The organism is Aquibacillus albus (assembly GCF_016908325.1).
Classification (GTDB): domain Bacteria; phylum Bacillota; class Bacilli; order Bacillales; family Amphibacillaceae; genus Aquibacillus_A; species Aquibacillus_A albus.
This window is the reverse complement of record NZ_JAFBDR010000022.1, coordinates 21,386-40,034: the sequence shown is the minus strand read 5'-3', so window position 1 is coordinate 40,034 and position 18,649 is coordinate 21,386. Positions and strand designations below refer to the sequence as shown.

The following is an 18,649-nucleotide window of genomic DNA, read 5'->3' as shown; positions in this document are numbered from 1 at the left end:
TGTGTATCATAATACTATTATGATACCATGTCAGACATATTTTTGGGCCAAATTTTTTCAAATTTATTTATAATTTGACATTTTTTTCAAGAGTGTTATAAGAAAAAACAACATGCTACTGGTGGAAAATAAGATGAGGTGAATTAGAGGCCATCAAGAGAAGAATATTTTACAGTTCAGGATCTGGATTTATTCATGGAACTGCTGTCTCTCTTTAGATGGCTATCCTCTGTCACGAAATCCAACCAATTGTTTATTGTTTTTGTGTACTTTTTTACAAAAAAATCATGGGATTGATCCCAAACAACTTTATTTCTCCATTCGTTCGGTGCTATGTAAGGAGTGCTTAATAGTCCTTTTAATTGCAGTAATAAAAATTCGCGATCTATATTGTTGTGAGATGTACCTTCTACGGCATCGTAGAAAACCTTACTAATATAATAATTCTCTTTGGCTAAGTAAGTTACCATCATTTCTCGAACAAAAACGGAATCAAGACTTAATTCTCGCTGTATAAAACAAGTAAATTGATGTTGATCCTGTTTATACTGTATAATAACTTCAACCATTTTCTTTAGTCTATCTCTTGGTTCTAATTGTTCGGTTTCATCAAGTACGTTGTCTATTTTTTTCAAATATTCTTCATAGTAATGAACAACAGCTTCTTCCAATAGACCTTGTTTACTTGTAAAATAATAATTAATTAACGAAACATTAACGGAGGCTTTTTTGGCGATATCTCTTACGGATGTGCCATGATAACCCTTTGCAAAAAACAATTTGCAAGCAGCATCCATCACTTTTTGTTTTGTTTCATTCTTTTTCATCAGATTCATCTCCTTACATTACTTTTTACGACATGAATGGAAGGAGTCCTGCATTTTTCTGTCGTCAAATATCGAGGGCTTTTGCAAAAATGGTTTGTGTGTCATGTTTTGGCAATTTTACATCTGTTTGTATTAACATAGTATACCAGATAGATATCCTTTGTAACACATTCACTTTGTAACAGCTAAAAGGAGGAAATACAATTGTTTCAAACACAACAATACAGCGGTTCAAAAGAAAAGGATTATGCATTACTTTTAAAGCAATTAGAAGCATTATTAGCGGATGAGCAGGATCAAGTCGCAAACTTATCCAATGCTTCTGCACTATTAAATCAGTTTCTCCCTGAAGTTAATTGGGTTGGTTTTTATATTTGGAAAAACGATGAGTTAGTATTAGGGCCTTTCCAAGGATTGCCTGCTTGTGTAAGAATTGGTTATGGAAAAGGGGTTTGTGGTACAGCAGTAAAAGAAGAAAAAACGCAAAGAATTGCTGATGTACACCAATTTCCTGGTCACATCGCGTGTGATGCAGCTAGTAGATCAGAAATCGTTGTCCCTATTTACAAAAATGGAGAAATTTTTGGCGTACTAGATATTGACAGTCCAATTACAGACAGATTTGATGAAATTGACGAGCAATATTTAGAAAACTTTGCAACGATTATTGAAAAAAATATTTAACAAATAATTTCCTGGACCACAAAGAGAGAGGATGACTTTAATAAGTCATCCTCTTTTCTGTTGCAACACAGTTTTTCCCTGATCGTTTTGCCTCATATAATGCTTCGTCAGCACATTCAAAAATTGTTTTTACCTTTTTAATTTTTCCAGCCTGCCAATAGGAAACACCGATAGAAACAGTAACTTTCGGAATTGTGTTAGTACGAACTTGATTTAGAATTTGATTAGCTGTCTCCACACCATCTGTAATCGTAACATGCGGTAAATATACAGCGAATTCTTCTCCGCCCCACCTAGCGGCAAAAGCTTTCTCTCCAACATTATTCTCTAATATGTTTGCCACCTGGATAATGACCTCATCTCCAGTATCATGTCCAAACGTATCGTTAAGCTGTTTAAAATCATCAATATCTATTAATAACAATGCTCCATGATTATCTACTTTCTGGTGTTCCTGAAGCTTTTCATCCAAATACTTTCGAGAATACAATTTTGTTAAATAATCAGTAATCACTAGTTTTTCTAACTGCTCTCTAAGTGATGAATTAACAAAAGCTAAGGTTGAATGATGAACCAATGATTTAAACAGCTTAAACGATTCAAAGCTAAAAAAGTATGGTGTTTGATGAAGTACGATAATTGCACCTTTCGTTTGATTAGATTGAACCATTGGGATCGCCATAATAGAACGATACGGTACACTAGGATGTTTTACTGAAAAATCACCGATAAACAAAGACTCTTTATCCCTTTCCAACAAAGGTAATATACTAGTTAAAATGGAAGCAGCTCCATCCTCAGAGAAGTAGCGAGTACTGCCATCTAGTAATTCATAACCATGTTCTTTAAAAAGAAAAAATCCAACTTCTTCTGCACCAAAGGACTCTTTTATCTGGTTATACATAAAGTTGGTTGTTTCCGATAGCCTTAGATTCGAGTTTAACTTATGAGAAGTTTCATTTATTAACTGTAAATCAGCAATTACTTGCTTTGATTGTTGGTACAGCCTGGCATTTTCTAATGCATTTCCAGCCGTATTTGCTAATAATGTGATAAATTCTACATCACTTGCAGGAACAGTTAATGTATTCGGGGCAGTTACGTGTAAAACACCATAAATTCCCTGTCGTCCTTTTAGCGGAGCGAAGAGTCTAGACTTGTTCTTTTTATTATTTCTTTCAAATTTAACCTCTCCAGTCAGAAAAGCCTGTACACTTGATTTATTTACAAATTCATCATTATAGATTAACTCTTGTATCGGTAACTCACTTTCATCCTTGTAATCTTGCGATAAAAGTAACTTGCATTTAAACTCCGGATAAACCTCAGATAATGTTTTAATAATCTCTATTAAGACATCTCGAGTATTGATAGAAGAGTGAAACTTTCTAGTCACTCGATATAACAACTCATATTTGTTTGCTTTTTCCTTCGTTTTAGAAAAGCTACCAAGCTCCTTTAAGACATTGTTAACCTCAACAGCAAGACTCTCTAATTGCCGTAATTCATAACTACAATCACTGTTCATTTGCTTTGAAGCTTCTGTAACAACCCTGTCCTTATATCCATCGTGCACATCATGGATGAGTTTTTCTTTTAAATATGTTCGTAGTTCATACAACGATAAGTTTTTATCAATTTGCATTGGAATCCACCTATCATAGGATAATAATGGGAAAAATGACTATTCTATAATTATATACGAAATAGTAAAACTTTCCCACTCGAAAATGAAAACTTTTCATTAGAGTATCTAGGTCTGATTTGTTCGCAAGTGTTGACTTATGGTTATAAAAATCTTATAATGGTCTTTGTGTAAAAAAGGTAGCCTCCGTGGACCACCGACTGTTTCATTTTGTTCCTTGTTTATAACAAGGTGTATCGTGTAACTCTCTGCTGCTGGAGCGATGGTACATGAAAATGAAATGAGCAGCGGCTAAGGGACACACTGTCTTATTTTATGCAAATCTAATATATAAAGGAGAAGATGTACAATGGCTCGCTATACAGGATCTGTATGGAAAAAGTCTCGTCGTCTTGGTATTTCATTAACTGGTACTGGTAAGGAGTTAGAAAAGCGCCCTTACGCACCTGGACAACACGGTCCAAATCAACGTAAAAAGCTTTCAGAATTTGGATTACAGCTTCAGGAAAAGCAAAAGCTACGTTTCATGTACGGAATTAACGAACGTCAATTCCGTAACCTATTTGATCAAGCTGGTAAAACCAAAGGTATTCATGGTGAAAACTTTATGATTCTTTTAGAATCTCGTTTAGATAACCTAGTATACCGTCTTGGTCTTGCTCGTACTCGTAGACAAGCTCGTCAACTTGTAAACCATGGTCATATCACAGTAGATGGAAGTCGTGTTGACATCCCATCTTACCAAGTAAAACCAGGTCAAGTTATTGGCGTTCGTGAAAAGTCACAAAACTTAGACATTATTAAAGAATCTATTGAGGTTAACAACTTTGTTCCTGACTATGTATCATTTGATGAAAATAGTCTTCAAGGAACTTACACTCGCTTTCCTGAGCGTTCTGAATTACCAGCAGAAATTAACGAAGCATTAATCGTTGAGTTCTACTCTCGTTAATATGCTTTCAATAAAGCACCAAATTCTATTAAGAATTTGGTGCTTTTTTGTATTTTTAGTTGTATTACCAAACTGGGGATAGGCTCAAGAATATTATATACTTTCTTAATCTTATAAGAAAAACTACCTAACCAGCATACCAGTTAGGTAGTCCCTCTCTAAGTTATTCAAAACGAATTAAGAAATACTTCTTCTTCCCACGACGAATAATGGTAAACTTATCATCAATGCGGTCATCACTATTAATTACATGCCTTAAATCTTGATTCCGTTCACCATTGATGTACACTGCTCCATTTTGAATATCTTCACGAGCTTGTCGCTTAGACTGAGAGATTTTTGCTTCTACTAATAATTCAACTAAACCAATTTCTACCTTTCCCAGTGTAATTGAAGGTACATCTTTAAATCCCTGTTCAATTTCTGCTCCATTCAACGATTTTATATCTCCACTAAATAATGCTGCAGTAATTTTCTGTGCTTGTTGCAAGGACTCTTCTCCATGTACTAAGTTCGTCATCTCTTCTGCAAGACGAGTATGTGGCACACGTTTCTCTGGAGCCTCTTCTAATTCCCTTTCCAATGCACTTATTTCATCCATTTCAAGGAACGTAAAGAATTTCAAAAATTTAATCACATCTCGATCATCTGTATTAATCCAAAATTGGTAAAACTCATATGGAGATGTTTTTTCTGGGTCAAGCCAAACCGCTCCACCAGCAGTCTTACCAAATTTAGATCCATCTGCTTTGGTAATTAAAGGAACCGTTAAACCAAATGCTTTCGCCTCTTGCTCTCCACTCTTTGTTCTTCGGATTAATTCCATACCTGCAGTAATGTTACCCCACTGGTCACTACCACCAATTTGTAACGTACAGTTTTCTTTTTCATATAAGTTCATAAAGTCAACTGATTGCAAAATCATGTAGCTGAATTCCGTAAAAGAAATCCCAGCTTCTAAGCGTGACTCTACAGAATCTTTGGCAAGCATATAATTAATTCCAAAATGCTTTCCAACATCTCTTAAGAAATCAATAATTGTCATTTTAGATAACCATTCATAGTTATCCCTTGCTACTGCTGAATTTTCCCCTTCGTCAAAATTTAAAATACCTGCTAATTGCTCCTTTATTTTGCTAGCAAAGTTTTGTACTGTATCAAAATCATTTAATTGCCTTTCAGTTGAACGACCGCTTGGATCCCCAATCATTCCAGTACCTCCACCGATTAAAGCAATCGGTCTATGACCCGCTAGTTGAAAACGTTTGAGCATTAAAATAGGTAGTAAATGCCCAATATGCAAACTATCCGCAGTCGGATCAAATCCACAATACAAAGTAACAACATTTTCATCTAAATGCTTCTGTAAGCCCTCATCATCTGTCGTTTGGTTAACTAATCCTCTAGCTCTTAAATCTTCCAAAATATCCATTTAACTACACTCCTCTATTACTCGTTGATAGTAAAAAAAATGCAAAAATAAAAAACCCCGCCCCCTAAAAGGGACGAGGTTTATACTCGCGGTACCACCCTTGTTGCAATACATATGTATTGCCACTTAAGAAAAACATAACGATGAGATTCACCGTCTTCTGACTACCAGAAGAAGCTCCAGAATGTAATTCATCAAGTAGCTATATACTGACTTGCACCAGCCGTCAGCTCTCTGAAAAAGGGAGCTACTTCATTACTTTGTTCCTTCAACGCCATTTCCTATTCAAATAATTATTATCCATTAATAGCATATCTTTTTGAAAAATGCAATAGATGTTATCGGTAATAGCTAACATTGAGTTGATATTTAGTAACAACTTCACCTTTCACTTACTGCTGAATATGGATAGTTTGTGCTATAATATAGATTGAAATTAGGAGGTAGTATCGTGGATAACAAAAAAATTACTCATAATCTTTTAACGAAATTGAAAGATTGGTGGAAAAAGGGATCTATTTTTAAAGGCTTTAGAATTACATATGATGTTATTTGGAATGTCATTCTATTTTTCATCATTGCAGGTGTGGTTGGGTTATTTTTTGCTGGTGGAGTTGGTGCAGGTTATTTCGCTTCCTTGGTAAAGGATGAGGAAATACGCCCACGCGAAAATATGGAAAGAGATATTTACAATTATGAAGAGACATCGGAATTATTTTTTACTAATAATGTTTATCTTGGTGAACTAAATTCAGATTTATTTCGAGAAGAAATTACGTTAGACGAAGTTTCTAAATACGCTAAAGATGCAATCATCGCTACGGAAGATGAATATTTTAATTCACATAACGGTGTTGTTCCAAAGGCGATATTACGGGCTGTCGTTCAAGAAGCCACTAATGCATCTGTTAAAACTGGTGGAAGTACGCTAACACAACAATTAATCAAAAATCAGATACTAACCAACGAAGTTTCATTTGAGAGAAAGGCCAAAGAAATTTTATTGGCATTAAGACTTGAACGTTTCTTCGATAAAGATGAGATTTTAGAGGCGTATTTAAATATCGTTCCATTTGGTAGAAATGCTAACGGAAGAAATATAGCAGGTATTCAAACAGCTGCTCAAGGTATATTTGGCGTTGATGCGAAGGAGTTAAATTTGCCACAAGCAGCGTTTATTGCGGGTCTTCCACAAAGCCCGTCTTATTACACACCATTTCGTAATAACGGACAACAAAAGGGTACAGATGGATTAGAGCCAGGTCTAAATCGGATGAAATCTGTCCTGAACAGAATGCTTGAAAGTGAAGTAATTAACGAGGAGGAATATCAAGAAGCGATTCATTACGATATTGTCGCTGATTTTACCGAACCTGAGCCCTCAACACTTGACAAATACCCGTATCTGACGAATGAAATAAAAGAAAGAGCAACAGATATACTTACTCAAATATTAGCTGAAGAAGATGGCTATACGAAAGAAGATATTGACAATAACGAAATATTAGAAGAAGAATATACGATACTTGCCAAACGAGAGCTAACACAAAGAGGTTACCGAATTCATACTACTATCGACAAACAAATTTATGACAAGTTTCAAGGGATAGCAGCCAATTATGATAATTATGGCCGGGATAAACCAGTTATTGATCATGAGACAGGTGATCCTGTATTAGTAGAGAATCCAGAGACTGGTGAAAACGAGGTATTAATGGAGCCTGTTCAGGTAGGAAGTATATTAATGGAGAACTCTACAGGGAAAATTATTAGTTTTGTTGGCGGAAGAGATTTTGAAATCGAAGAATTAAACCATGCAACAGATGCTAGGAGACCAAATGGAAGTACAATGAAACCTTTACTCGTTTATGGACCGGCCTTTGAAGAAGGAGTTATGCAACCTGGTTCTATTATTGCAGATACAGACACTGAATTCCAATATCCTGGTATGCCTGAGCCTTGGAATCCTGGTAACTATACAGGCCGAAATTATGGTCTGGTTTCCGTACGAGAAGCCCTTTATAAGTCTCATAATGTCCCTGCGGCAAAAACTTATATGCAAATTATAAATGAGGATCCTGTTTCTAAGTATTTACTGAAAATGGGGTTCACCTCATTAACAGAAGGGGATCATTCAAACCCATCAATGGCACTTGGTGGAGTGACAAACGGGGTAACCATAGAGGAAAATACAAATGCTTATGCAACATTTGGTAATGGTGGTAATTTTGTTGATGCTTACATGATTGAAAAAATAGAAACACTTGATGGAGAGCTTATATACGAGCATGAGACCAAAACAGAAGAAGTGTTCACTCCTCAGACAAATTATTTAATGATTGATATGATGCGTGACGTACTAAAAAGAGGGACAGCAACTGCAGCAAGAGCTAATTTAACCAACCCCAATGTTGATTGGTCTGGTAAAACAGGAACTTCTAATGACTGGTATGACACATGGTTTGTTGCAACAAATCCAAACGTCACCATGGGGATTTGGATGGGATACGATACACCTAAGGTGCTAGATAGTGGATACAGCAATCGTAATGTTACATTATGGGCACAGTTAGTTAATGCAGCAACAGAAATAAATCCAGAATTATTAGCACCAAGTCAACAATTTGAAAGACCCGGTGGCATTGTTTCAAGATCTTATTGCGTAACCTCTGGAATGCTTCCTTCTGATTTATGTAATGAATTAGGACTAGTCAAAACAGACTTGTATAATGTTGACTCAGTACCAAATGAGCGTGATAATAGCCTAATTAAGGGAAGGTATGTGACAATAGATGAGGAAGCTTATATTGCTGGAGAAAATACACCAGAAGAGTTCGTTAAAGAAGATGGTATTGCATTTAATCCAGAGTGGTTAAAAGAGAATGAGTATGACCAGCTCGATGATATAAGTGAGTTAATTCCTGCTAACACTGGAGTCTGGAGTGATATCGAAATTCCTAGTACGGAGGAAGTAGCTAATGATGAAAAGGATCCTGAACCCCCATCATCTGTTACTCATACTGGTGATTCACTACAATGGGAGGAATCAACCAGTAAAGATGTAGTAGGCTATCGAATATTTGAAGCAGATGACCCAGATTCGTCCTTTACTTTAATGGGTAGCACTACTGAACTGGAGTTTACTATTTCTAATAGTAGGGCTGTTTACCAAATAAAAGCAATAGATTACTTTGGGCACGAATCAATAGCTTCCGAACAAGTTGTTGTTGGTGATTTCTCTGAAGATTCTGGTGATGAAACCGAATCAGATGAAGGAAATGAATCAGATAAATCAAATGATTCGATTCCTGATATTCCGGGAATCGGAGGTAATGAAAACGATAATGAATCAGGTAATGAAAATCAGGATGATAGTGATGAAAATAATGGGAGCAATAACTCAGATGAAAGTAATCTAGAAGAGTAACAACACTTAAAGTTTTCAAAATGAAGGTGAATCTTTAACAAAACAAAAGAATTAGCTCCGTTCTTCTGAAGAAATAGCAGACCAAATTGCTTAGGGATTTGGTTTGCTATTTTAATGTTAGGGGATTTTTACATGAAATCTTATAGCAAATCGAACCTTACAAGAATAGAAGTAACTGGTGCGGACTTCCGTTTGCCTTAACTTTCTTCCACAGCATAGGAACTACTTACAAAAGGGAGTCTTTTCCTTTTTCTGACACACATTCTAAAGACTTTTCCTGTATAATAGAAACTGTTAATGAACCTGTGTATCTAGGTGGTGTAACGTTGAAACATATAAAAACATACCATTCTTTGTCATTAAATACTTCTTACGGGGATGTAATGATTGAAGGACCCATTACTGCAGACGAGTTAAAGGAATATCAATTTCATGAAAATCTGCATGCGTTTCGTCCATCCTCTAAGCAGTTTGCCGCATTAATTAACATTGCAAAATTAGAAGAAGGGCGCATTATCATTAGTAGAATCAATAATGTGATCGTTGGGTATGTTACTTTTCTTTATCCTGATCCAATGGAACGTTGGTCTCTTTACAAAATGGAAGACTTATTAGAGCTTGGTGCGATAGAAGTAGCATATCCTTATCGAGGAATAAAACTCGGATCATACATGTTAAAACTATCAATGATGGATAGTATGATGGAAAACTACATTATTATTTCGACAGAATATTATTGGCACTGGGATTTAAACGAAACAAAGCTTAGTGTGTGGAACTATCGAAAAATTATGGAAAAGATGATGAGCGCAGGGGGGTTGAAACCAGCGCCTACAGATGATCCAGAAATTATATCCCATCCTGCTAATTGCCTGATGGTTAGAATAGGAAAAAATGTCCCGACATCATCTATAGAAAGATTTGATCGTTTACGATTTTTAGAAAAAGAGAAATATCGCTCTTTTAGAAAGGGGTTATAATATGCTAGTCAAACAAATAATGAAGACTGACGTCATAACCTTACCTCCGAATGCGTTAATAGCTGAAGCTCTAACACTTTTAAATAACCATCATATTCGTCATATTCCCATTGTTAATAATCAAAAAGAAGTAATAGGAATTGTATCAGACCGAGACGTACGTGATGCGAGTCCATCCATATTCGATAAAAATGAAAATCACCTTGAATTACAAAATGAAATTCATACTATAATGAGTACACCTGTAGTTACCATTCATCCGCTTGATTTTGTAGAAGAAATTGCTTCTATTTTCTATGAGGAGGAGTTTGCATGTTTGCCTGTCATCCAAGAAAAAAAATTAGTTGGAATTGTTACAGAAAAAGACATGCTTTATACATTAATCCAGTTAACGGGAACAAACGTACAAGGTTCACAAATCGAAGTGAAAGTACGAGATAAGATCGGGGTATTACCAGAGGTTACTTCGATAATAGGTAAAAGAAAAATGAATATTAGCTCTATACTCGTTTATCCGTTTAACGATGATCCGAACTATAAAGTAATTGTTTTTCGAATTCAAACCATGAATCCTTTATCAATTATTAAAGACCTGGTCGAGGAAAATTATGAAGTGTTATGGCCGAATACGAATGGAGAACAATAATGAATTGTCAAGCTGTATTTATATACTCTGACCAATTTACAAAATATACATTTCATTCGGATCATCCATTTAATCAAGTACGAGTAAGGATGACTAAAGAGTTATTGGAAGCTACGGGAAAACTTCACTCGTCTCATTTGGTAGAACCTCGAATTGCAACAGATGCTGAAATAGAGTTAGTTCATGATAAACAATATATAGAAGCAGTAAAAAAAGCTAGTATCGGATTACTTGCTGAAGATGAAGGTCTTGAATTTGGTTTAGGTACTGAGGATACCCCAATATTTCAAGACATGCATCGTGCTTCTTCCTTACTTGTTGGAGCAACACTGACTGCAGTTGATCATGTCCTAACAGGTAATATACAGCACGCACTAAATTTGGGTGGAGGACTACATCACGGTTTTCGGGATAAAGCATCTGGATTTTGTATCTATAATGATGGTGCAATAGCAATTAAATATATTAGGAAAAAATATAACTTACGTGTTTTATATGTAGATACCGATGCACATCACGGTGATGGTGTTCAATCCGTATTTTATGATGATCCAAATGTATGTACTCTGTCTATTCACGAAACAGGGCGGTATCTATTTCCGGGGACAGGCAACAGCAACGAACGAGGGATTAAAGAAGGATATGGTTATTCCTTTAATGTTCCAATTGATGCTTTCACGGAGGATGAGTCCTTTTTACACGTATATGAAATCGCCTTCAAAGAAGTAATAGAATACTTTCAACCAGACATCATCATAACACAAAATGGAGTAGATGCTCACAGTTATGATCCTTTAACCCATTTGAACACTACGATGAACGTTTTTGAAAAGATCCCTTTATTAGCACACAAGCTTGCGCATCAATACTGTAAAGGCAAATGGATTGCACTTGGTGGTGGCGGCTATGATATTTGGCGTGTGGTGCCTAGAGCTTGGGGGCAGTTATGGGCTGTCATGACAGGATCTACACCATTTAAAGATCAATTACCAAAATCTTGGCTTACAAAATGGCAAAAAGTAGCTCCTATTCAGATTCCACATAGCTGGCAGGATCCTACTGGAATTTACCATCCAATCCCAAGAAAACTAGAAATAACTGAGAAGAATGCACTAAATCTAGAAAAAACATTACAAATTATAAAAAATCAACGTAAATTTGGAACTGATTATTGATTACTAAAATTATATAATTTCCTACAAAACGATAAAAGGTTTGATCTTAATGACAGATCAAACCTTCCCTGTTTTTTTTAGTTTGTTTTATCTAACTCTAAAATCACTATTTCTACTCGTCGATTTTTACTCCAATTTTCCGGTGAATTATTTTCAGCAATAGGTCTAGTATCACCGTAACCAACAGCAATAAACCGTCTTTTGTCGATTCCGTTATTGTCAATAATAAACCGAATAACACTACTGGCTCTAGCACCTGATAATTCCCAGTTTGATGGAAAACGAAAGTTAGAAATAGGTCTGCTATCTGTATGTCCCTCAACTCTTACATGGTTAGGGATATTACTTAAAAGTGTACCAACCTTGTCAAGAAATGGCATTCCAGAACTTAAGATAGCTGCTTCTCCCGATTCAAATAATAATTTTTCCTGTAAGGTCAATACAACCCCTTGCTCTGTTCGATTTGCAGCAATAACATTATTTAAATTATTTTGATCAAGAAAAGCTTCTACTTCCTGTAATAAATTATCTAAGGAATCCTGTTCATTTTCTCGTTCACCGTTATCAAAGTCAATAGATCCTTCATTCTCTTGTTTTATTTCAGAATTCTCTGTTGGGTTTTCGTTTGGTACTGAAGAAGGATAATAATCGAAAATCATACGATTACGAAACGACTCTGAGATAGCTTGAAATTTCACCAAATCAATTTGAGACATTGAAAATAGTAATATAAAAAAAACTAAAACTAGTGTTACCATATCTGCATATGTAACCATCCACTTTGGGGTTCCTTTATCCAATCGCTTTTTCTTCCTAAGCTTCATTGACGCTTTCCCCCATATACTCAGCGTCTAGTTCATCTTCATTTTTCCGTTTCATATCTCCAGATAAAAAAGCACTTAACTTTTCATTTAAAATTCTAGGATTTTGTCCGGATTGTACGCCAATTACACCCTCGATTGCAATTTGCTTAAGAAAAACTTCTTCATTAGATTTCATCTCAAGCTTTGCTGCCATTGGAATAAATACTAAGTTTGATAAAACAGTTCCGTATAAAGTTGTTAAAAGAGCAACAGCCATATTCGGACCAAGAGTGGATGGATCCGTTAAGTTATTCAGCATTAGTACTAATCCAATTAGAGTACCAATCATTCCCCATGCAGGTGCATATTCTCCTGCTTTTTCAAGAATTGCTCTACCAGTCTGATGCCTTTCTTCCATTGCGATGATCTCTGCGGTCATAATATCATTAATAACTTCTGGCTCAACACCGTCTATTGCTAGTAACACACCTTTTCGAATAAAAGGATCCTCTACATTATCTAACTCGTTCTCTAATGCTAATAAGCCTTCTCTCCTCGCTCGTTCAGATAATCGAACAAACAAGTCAATCAAGATAGGTAAGCTTTGTTCATTCCTGGTAAAAGCTTGTGCAAGAACAAAGCGCGTTGCTTTGATATGATCCAAATTAAAATTAATTAGGATTCCTGAAATAATGCCTCCAAGAACGATTAAAACGGACGTTAACTGGACAAAAGATACGGCTTCACTAGTCCCACCGCTTGTTAAAATTCCAAACATTAGCATGAGAAATCCAAAGGTAATACCGATTGGAGTTAACAGATCTCTTTTTTTCATACTCTCTCTCCCTAACTGTTGGACAAACTTGATGAAAGATAGTTTATTCGGAACATAGAACATTAGAAAAATCTGGGCTTTTCTCCAACTCCTAATGTCGAAAGCCTTCTTTTTTTGCTCCGTCAAAATGATTTATTTGCTGATATTTAAAACCTTACTGGCCTACAAAAGTCTGTTTACTATTAATATCGACATTATCTGGCTTTTGTTGAGCTTCTTTCAATCATTCGGTGAGGTAAAATAACATTTTGATCCGTAACCTCTTCTTTGTTCATATATTTTGTCAATAATCTCATGGCTACTGCTCCAATATCATACATTGGCTGGACAATCGTTGATAAGGTTGGACGAACCATTGTTGCAAGCCTTGTATTATCAAAACCAAAAACTTCAATATCCTCTGGCACTCGTAAACCTTTGTCTTGAATTCCATGGATTACACCTAATGCCATCTCATCAGATGCAACAAAGATAGCCGTTGGTTTATTGTCCATTTCTAAATATTGATGCGCCGCTTCAATCCCGGAATCATAAGTATAATCTCCTTTAACGATCAGATCGGGATTTACTTCTTGGTTGGCTTCTTTTAAAGCACGAGCATACCCTTCATACTTTTGATTGTTTATTTCCGTCTCTTCTTGAGCAGAAACAAATGCTGGATTTGTCGTACCATTTTCAATAAGTAATTTTGTTGCTTCATATGCTGCCTCTTGATAGTCAATATTCACGGAAGGAATTTCTTGTGAAGGATCAATGGTTGCAGCTAATGCCACTGGTACTGGTGAGGATTTTAACTGATGTACATGCTCATCACTTATATTACCACCCATAAACACGATACCATCCACTTGTTTTTCTAACATCGTATTAATAAGCTGTAATTCCTTGTCCTTATTTTGATCAGAATTACTTAAAATAATGTTGTATTTATACATTGTAGCTATATCATCAATCCCTCTTGCTAACTCTGAAAAGAAGATGCTTGAAATATCAGGAATAATTACACCTACAGTAGTGGTTTTTTTACTTGCTAGCCCTCTTGCAACTGCATTTGGTCGATATCCTAATCTCTCAATTGTATGAAGTACTTTTTTTCTAGTAGCTGGTTTTACATTGGGATTACCATTCACTACCCTTGAGACTGTTGCCATTGATACGTTTGCTTCTCTTGCTACATCATATATTGTAACGTTCATAAAGATACTACCTCCTATTTATCGCTTCTATTTCGATATACTTTTCATTAATTTTACGATACTATCGCTTGTTCCGCAATGGTTCGACAAATATTGCGAGGATATACGTAATATTTTTCCAATATCTAAGCATTATTATAACAAAATCCACGTATTAATGCTCAAACCTTTTCTTATCATGCAATAACAAATTAGCACCCTTGCCTAAGTGGAAGGCAAGGGTGCTAACATAGATCCCTACTTTTTGCTTTTTAATAGCTCAGTCACGAAAGATTCAAATGTTGGAATATCCATTTGTTGTGCAGAATCAGATAAAGCTACTGCTGGGTCAGGATGAACCTCTGCCATTACTCCATCTGCACCGATAGCTAGAGCAGCCTTTGCAGCTGGCAATAATAAATCTCTTCTTCCTGTAGAGTGAGTTACATCGACCATTACAGGTAAATGCGTTTCCTGCTTCAGAATCGGTACTGCAGTTATGTCTAGTGTATTTCTAGTTGCTTTTTCATAGGTGCGAATACCTCTTTCACATAAGATAATGTTCCCATTACCTCGTGAAATAATATATTCAGCTGCATTGATAAAATCAGATATAGTTGCTGACATGCCTCGCTTCAATAGCACTGGTTTATCAACGTCACCTGCAGCTTTTAATAGCTCAAAGTTTTGCATGTTACGAGCACCAATTTGAATAACATCAATATAGTCAATAGCTTTTTCGATATCTGCAGGACTAACAATTTCACTAACAACAGCTAAGCCATATTCATCTGAGACTCTTTTCAATATCTTTAATCCTTCAAACCCAAGTCCTTGGAAATCATAAGGAGAAGTTCTTGGTTTAAATGCGCCACCACGTATTAATTTCATCCCTTGCTTTTTAATAGCAGCAGCGACCTCCGCCACTTGCTCATAGCTTTCCACTGCACAAGGGCCAAAAATGAAGTGTTGGTTACCATCTCCGAATTTTTCACCATTGATTTCAATTACTGTATCTTCTGGTTTCTTCTTTCTTGACACTAGTAATGCTTTACTATGGTCATCCTCTTGAAGCTCTAATCCTGCTTTGAAAATTTCTTTAAATAGATGTTCAATGGTAGAGTTTTCAAATGGACCATTGTTGTTATCCGTAATAAGATTCAACATTTTTCTTTCACGAACAGGATCAAATCGATTAACACCCTGCTTTTCTTTTATTTGTCCTATTTCTTGTACTAATTCTGCTCGCTTGTTTATTAAATCTAAGATTTCTAGATTCACTTGATCAAGCTTATCTCGTAGTTGTTCTAATTGTTCGTTACCCAATGTGAAAAACCCCCTATTTCTTATTTCTATTTAAAGTTCTTTGGAAATGTGTTAATTTTTTTAATAATTAGAGACAATTATAGCTAAAATTATAACACTTGTCTGCCTGAAATTATACTACAACGGTTAAAAAAAATAAAAGGTTGCTGAACATAATTGTTCTCACAACCTTTTTAGATACTTACATTAATTATCCTTGTTATTGTTGTTTTCAATTTGTTGGGAAACTTCCTCAATTGCCTGCGCAACTTCTTCTGCAGTTTCTTCAGGATCATCTTCTTTATTAAATTTATCCTGAATGGACTTCGATGTTTCCTTCACTTTATCTCCCAATTCCTGTGACTTTTCTGAAACATTTTGAGAGAGTTGGGAGTAATTATCTCTAGCATAATCTTTCCATTCTGATCCTTTTTCATATGCTATATCCTTCCATTCATATGCACGGTCCTTTACATAATTTGCGCCTTGGTTCAGATCATTTCTAAACTCTTTCCCAGTTTTAGGAGCAAATAGTAATGCCATAGAAGCACCAACTATTCCTCCAATTAAAGAACCAATCATAAAATCTTTACTGTTAATCCCTTGATCTTTCCCTTGGTCTTGTTGATTACTCATATTATCCCCTCCAAAATTTATTTTTTTATTTGTTCTTCTTGATCGTTTTTTCGTTTTTTCCAAAGTTGCATAACTACCGTTCCCCATTTCATTGCTTGTGCGGTAGCTTCTTTATTTTCCTCTGTAACAGATGAAATACTTTTTGTCACAGATCGAATGGAAGTATTGAATTCGTTTACTGTATCTCCCAATCCTTTAATACCATCAACCAATGTGTTTAATCTCACTGACTTATCATTGACATCCTCAGCCAGTTTATTTGTTTTATTTAACAAGGATGTCGTTTCAATTGTAATACCTTCCATTTGCTTCTCTAGTCCCTCTAAAGTATCTGCAACATGAGTCATTGTCCTTTGTAATACCTTTAGCACCTTAGCTAAATAGATGACAAGTACGGCAAATGCAATTGCTATTATAAGTGCTGCAATATAGAGTAAACTTATCATTCTACTAGACCAACTCCTTCGTTATGTACCAGATCCAAATGGTTTGCTGTACTCTTTATTAACTCTTACCCTCATACAGTTTTTTTAAACCATCTATTCTCTTTCTTTAAAATCAACATTTTTGGCTCACTTTATACAGATTTTACCCATTTTCTTATTCTTAAATATAAAATAAGAATAGGAAGGGTTTAACCCCCTCCTTGTTATTTATTCGATATGAAGTTCAAAAATCCTTTAATTTGATACTAGATAATCGATATTCTAAACTTCTTCTTTATCAGTCAGTACATTTTCATACGCATGTTGAAATTTTTGGATGTCTCCTGCTCCCATAAATATAAGGACACTATCCTTATATTCCATTAACACGGAAGTTGCTTCCAATTCTAAAATTTTACTACCTTCCACTAAAAAACGTAAATCATTAATCGTTAAATTTCCATCACCTTCACGTGCTGATCCAAAAATATCACATAAAAAAACGTGATCAGCAAGGTTCAGGCTTTTAGCAAACTCTTTTAAGAACGTTTTCGTTCTTGAATACGTATGTGGTTGGAAAATGGCAGTGATTGATTTATATGGGTATTTTTTTCTAGCAGCTTCGATCGTTGCTTCAATTTCTTTAGGATGGTGTGCGTAATCATCTATCAGAACTTGATTACCAACTACCTTTTCAGTAAAGCGGCGTTTTACCCCTTTAAATGAATGTAGTTTTTTAATATCACTTGCCTGCATCCCTTCATAATGACAAATAGCTATTACTGCTAAGGCATTCAGAACATTATGGTTACCATAGGATGGAATGATAAAAGATTCATAAAAATTATTTCTTACAAACACATCAAAGGTGGTTCCATCTTCGTCCTCGAATACATTTTTAGCTTGAAAGTCATTCGTGTCTGCAAACCCATAATATAGTACTGGCACTTTCGCTTGAATACGCTGCAAATATTCATCATCCCCACATGCCACAATACCCTTCTTGACGTTTTCAGACATTTCTTGAAATGATTGAAATACATCATCAATACTACTAAAATAATCTGGATGATCAAAATCAATATTCGTCATGATAGCGTAATCAGGCTCGTATTGTAAAAAGTGTCTCCGATATTCACATGCCTCAAAAACAAAATATTTACTGTCTTTATGTCCTTTGCCAGAACCATCGCCAATTAAATAAGAAATAGGATATGTTTGATTTAAAACATGCGCTAATAAACCAGTAGTGGATGTTTTACCATGTGCACCGGTTATGGCTATACTTGTGTATTGCTTTAACCATTTCCCCAAAAATTCATGATAACGATAAAACGGTAACCCTAACTTCTTTGCCTCCCGAATTTCTTCATGATCATCGTTAAAAGCATTACCTGCGATAATCGTCAATCCTGGTCGAATATTATTTTTTGTAAAAGGCATTACCGGAATGTTTTTTTCTTCTAATGCTACTTGTGTAAAGAATTCCTTTTCTACATCTGAACCTTGAACATTTTCACCAGAATCATGAAGAATTTGTGCTAATGCACTCATCCCAGTTCCCTTAATACCAATAAAATGGTAAATTGTCATAAACAAGAACCCCCAAAACGAGTGATTTCTTACAAATGGAACATTATCTCATCGTATCACTCTAGTTTAACTAGATCTATAATCATATTGAGGTGAAAAATACAAATAT

Annotated in this window: 16 protein-coding genes and 1 other annotated feature; of the genes, 6 read left to right on the top strand and 10 right to left on the bottom strand. The window is 35.4% G+C overall.

The genetic code is table 11. The features are described 5' to 3' along the window. Window positions 1–176: 176 nt before the first annotated feature. Window positions 177–827, bottom strand: a complete 651-nt coding sequence (refZ, locus tag JOC48_RS16495; protein WP_204501518.1) for a forespore capture DNA-binding protein RefZ — start codon at window positions 825–827, stop codon at window positions 177–179. 204 nt (window positions 828–1,031) lie between these two features. Here refZ and JOC48_RS16490 point away from each other — a divergent pair, with 204 nt between their 5' ends. After that, entirely contained in the window at window positions 1,032–1,511 is a 480-nt protein-coding gene (locus JOC48_RS16490) for a GAF domain-containing protein (RefSeq protein WP_204501517.1), read from the top strand. Between the two features lie 37 nt (window positions 1,512–1,548). On the opposite strand, the gene JOC48_RS16485 is transcribed toward JOC48_RS16490, so the two are convergent. Next, window positions 1,549–3,156: a sensor domain-containing diguanylate cyclase gene (locus JOC48_RS16485; RefSeq protein ID WP_239584435.1), complete on the bottom strand. Its 1,608-nt coding sequence runs from the start codon at window positions 3,154–3,156 to the stop codon at window positions 1,549–1,551. Between the two features lie 349 nt (window positions 3,157–3,505). Between JOC48_RS16485 and rpsD the strand changes: the two genes are divergently transcribed. After that, window positions 3,506–4,108: a 30S ribosomal protein S4 gene (gene rpsD, locus JOC48_RS16480; RefSeq protein WP_204501516.1), complete on the top strand. Its 603-nt coding sequence runs from the start codon at window positions 3,506–3,508 to the stop codon at window positions 4,106–4,108. A 163-nt stretch (window positions 4,109–4,271) separates the two neighbouring features. Here the strand turns inward: rpsD and tyrS are convergent, their stop codons facing one another. Then, the gene (gene tyrS, locus JOC48_RS16475) at window positions 4,272–5,540 is read right to left on the bottom strand and encodes a tyrosine--tRNA ligase (protein ID WP_204501515.1); all 1,269 of its coding nucleotides are present in this window, start codon (window positions 5,538–5,540) and stop codon (window positions 4,272–4,274) included. A 66-nt stretch (window positions 5,541–5,606) separates the two neighbouring features. Beyond that, window positions 5,607–5,821 (bottom strand) — a binding site (T-box leader). A gap of 170 nt (window positions 5,822–5,991) precedes the next feature. Here tyrS and JOC48_RS16470 point away from each other — a divergent pair. From JOC48_RS16470 to JOC48_RS16455, 4 genes are all read left to right on the top strand, one after another. Further along, window positions 5,992–8,967, top strand: a complete 2,976-nt coding sequence (locus tag JOC48_RS16470) for a transglycosylase domain-containing protein (RefSeq protein WP_204501514.1) — start codon at window positions 5,992–5,994, stop codon at window positions 8,965–8,967. A 326-nt stretch (window positions 8,968–9,293) separates the two neighbouring features. Then, complete coding sequence (locus tag JOC48_RS16465) at window positions 9,294–9,947, top strand: N-acetyltransferase (RefSeq protein WP_204501513.1); 654 nt, start codon at window positions 9,294–9,296, stop codon at window positions 9,945–9,947. 1 nt (window position 9,948) lies between these two features. Continuing rightward, window positions 9,949–10,593, top strand: a complete 645-nt coding sequence (locus JOC48_RS16460) for an acetoin utilization AcuB family protein (RefSeq protein ID WP_204501512.1) — start codon at window positions 9,949–9,951, stop codon at window positions 10,591–10,593. Beyond that, entirely contained in the window at window positions 10,593–11,768 is a 1,176-nt protein-coding gene (locus JOC48_RS16455; RefSeq protein WP_204501511.1) for an acetoin utilization protein AcuC, read from the top strand. The genes JOC48_RS16460 and JOC48_RS16455 overlap by 1 nt, the downstream gene beginning before the upstream one ends. Window positions 11,769–11,845: 77 nt before the next feature. Here the strand turns inward: JOC48_RS16455 and motS are convergent, their stop codons facing one another. The 7 genes from motS to murC form a co-directional block, all read right to left on the bottom strand. Beyond that, window positions 11,846–12,592 carry a flagellar motor protein MotS gene (gene motS / locus JOC48_RS16450; RefSeq protein ID WP_204501510.1) on the bottom strand — a complete coding sequence of 249 codons (747 nt, stop codon included), beginning with the start codon at window positions 12,590–12,592 and terminating at the stop codon, window positions 11,846–11,848. Beyond that, window positions 12,582–13,406, bottom strand: coding sequence for a flagellar motor protein MotP (gene motP / locus JOC48_RS16445; RefSeq protein WP_204501509.1), 825 nt, complete (start codon window positions 13,404–13,406; stop codon window positions 12,582–12,584). The genes motS and motP overlap by 11 nt, the downstream gene beginning before the upstream one ends. Before the next feature lie 194 nt (window positions 13,407–13,600). Continuing rightward, the gene (gene ccpA / locus JOC48_RS16440) at window positions 13,601–14,602 is read right to left on the bottom strand and encodes a catabolite control protein A (protein WP_204501508.1); all 1,002 of its coding nucleotides are present in this window, start codon (window positions 14,600–14,602) and stop codon (window positions 13,601–13,603) included. Between the two features lie 237 nt (window positions 14,603–14,839). Further along, window positions 14,840–15,907 (bottom strand): bifunctional 3-deoxy-7-phosphoheptulonate synthase/chorismate mutase, encoded by a 1,068-nt coding sequence (locus tag JOC48_RS16435; protein WP_204501507.1) that lies wholly within the window; start codon window positions 15,905–15,907, stop codon window positions 14,840–14,842. Between the two features lie 186 nt (window positions 15,908–16,093). Beyond that, window positions 16,094–16,522 (bottom strand): YtxH domain-containing protein, encoded by a 429-nt coding sequence (locus tag JOC48_RS16430; RefSeq protein ID WP_204501506.1) that lies wholly within the window; start codon window positions 16,520–16,522, stop codon window positions 16,094–16,096. 17 nt (window positions 16,523–16,539) lie between these two features. Beyond that, entirely contained in the window at window positions 16,540–16,968 is a 429-nt protein-coding gene (locus JOC48_RS16425) for a DUF948 domain-containing protein (protein WP_204501505.1), read from the bottom strand. A 261-nt stretch (window positions 16,969–17,229) separates the two neighbouring features. Then, window positions 17,230–18,540 (bottom strand): UDP-N-acetylmuramate--L-alanine ligase, encoded by a 1,311-nt coding sequence (gene murC, locus JOC48_RS16420; RefSeq protein ID WP_204501504.1) that lies wholly within the window; start codon window positions 18,538–18,540, stop codon window positions 17,230–17,232. Window positions 18,541–18,649: the final 109 nt, after the last annotated feature.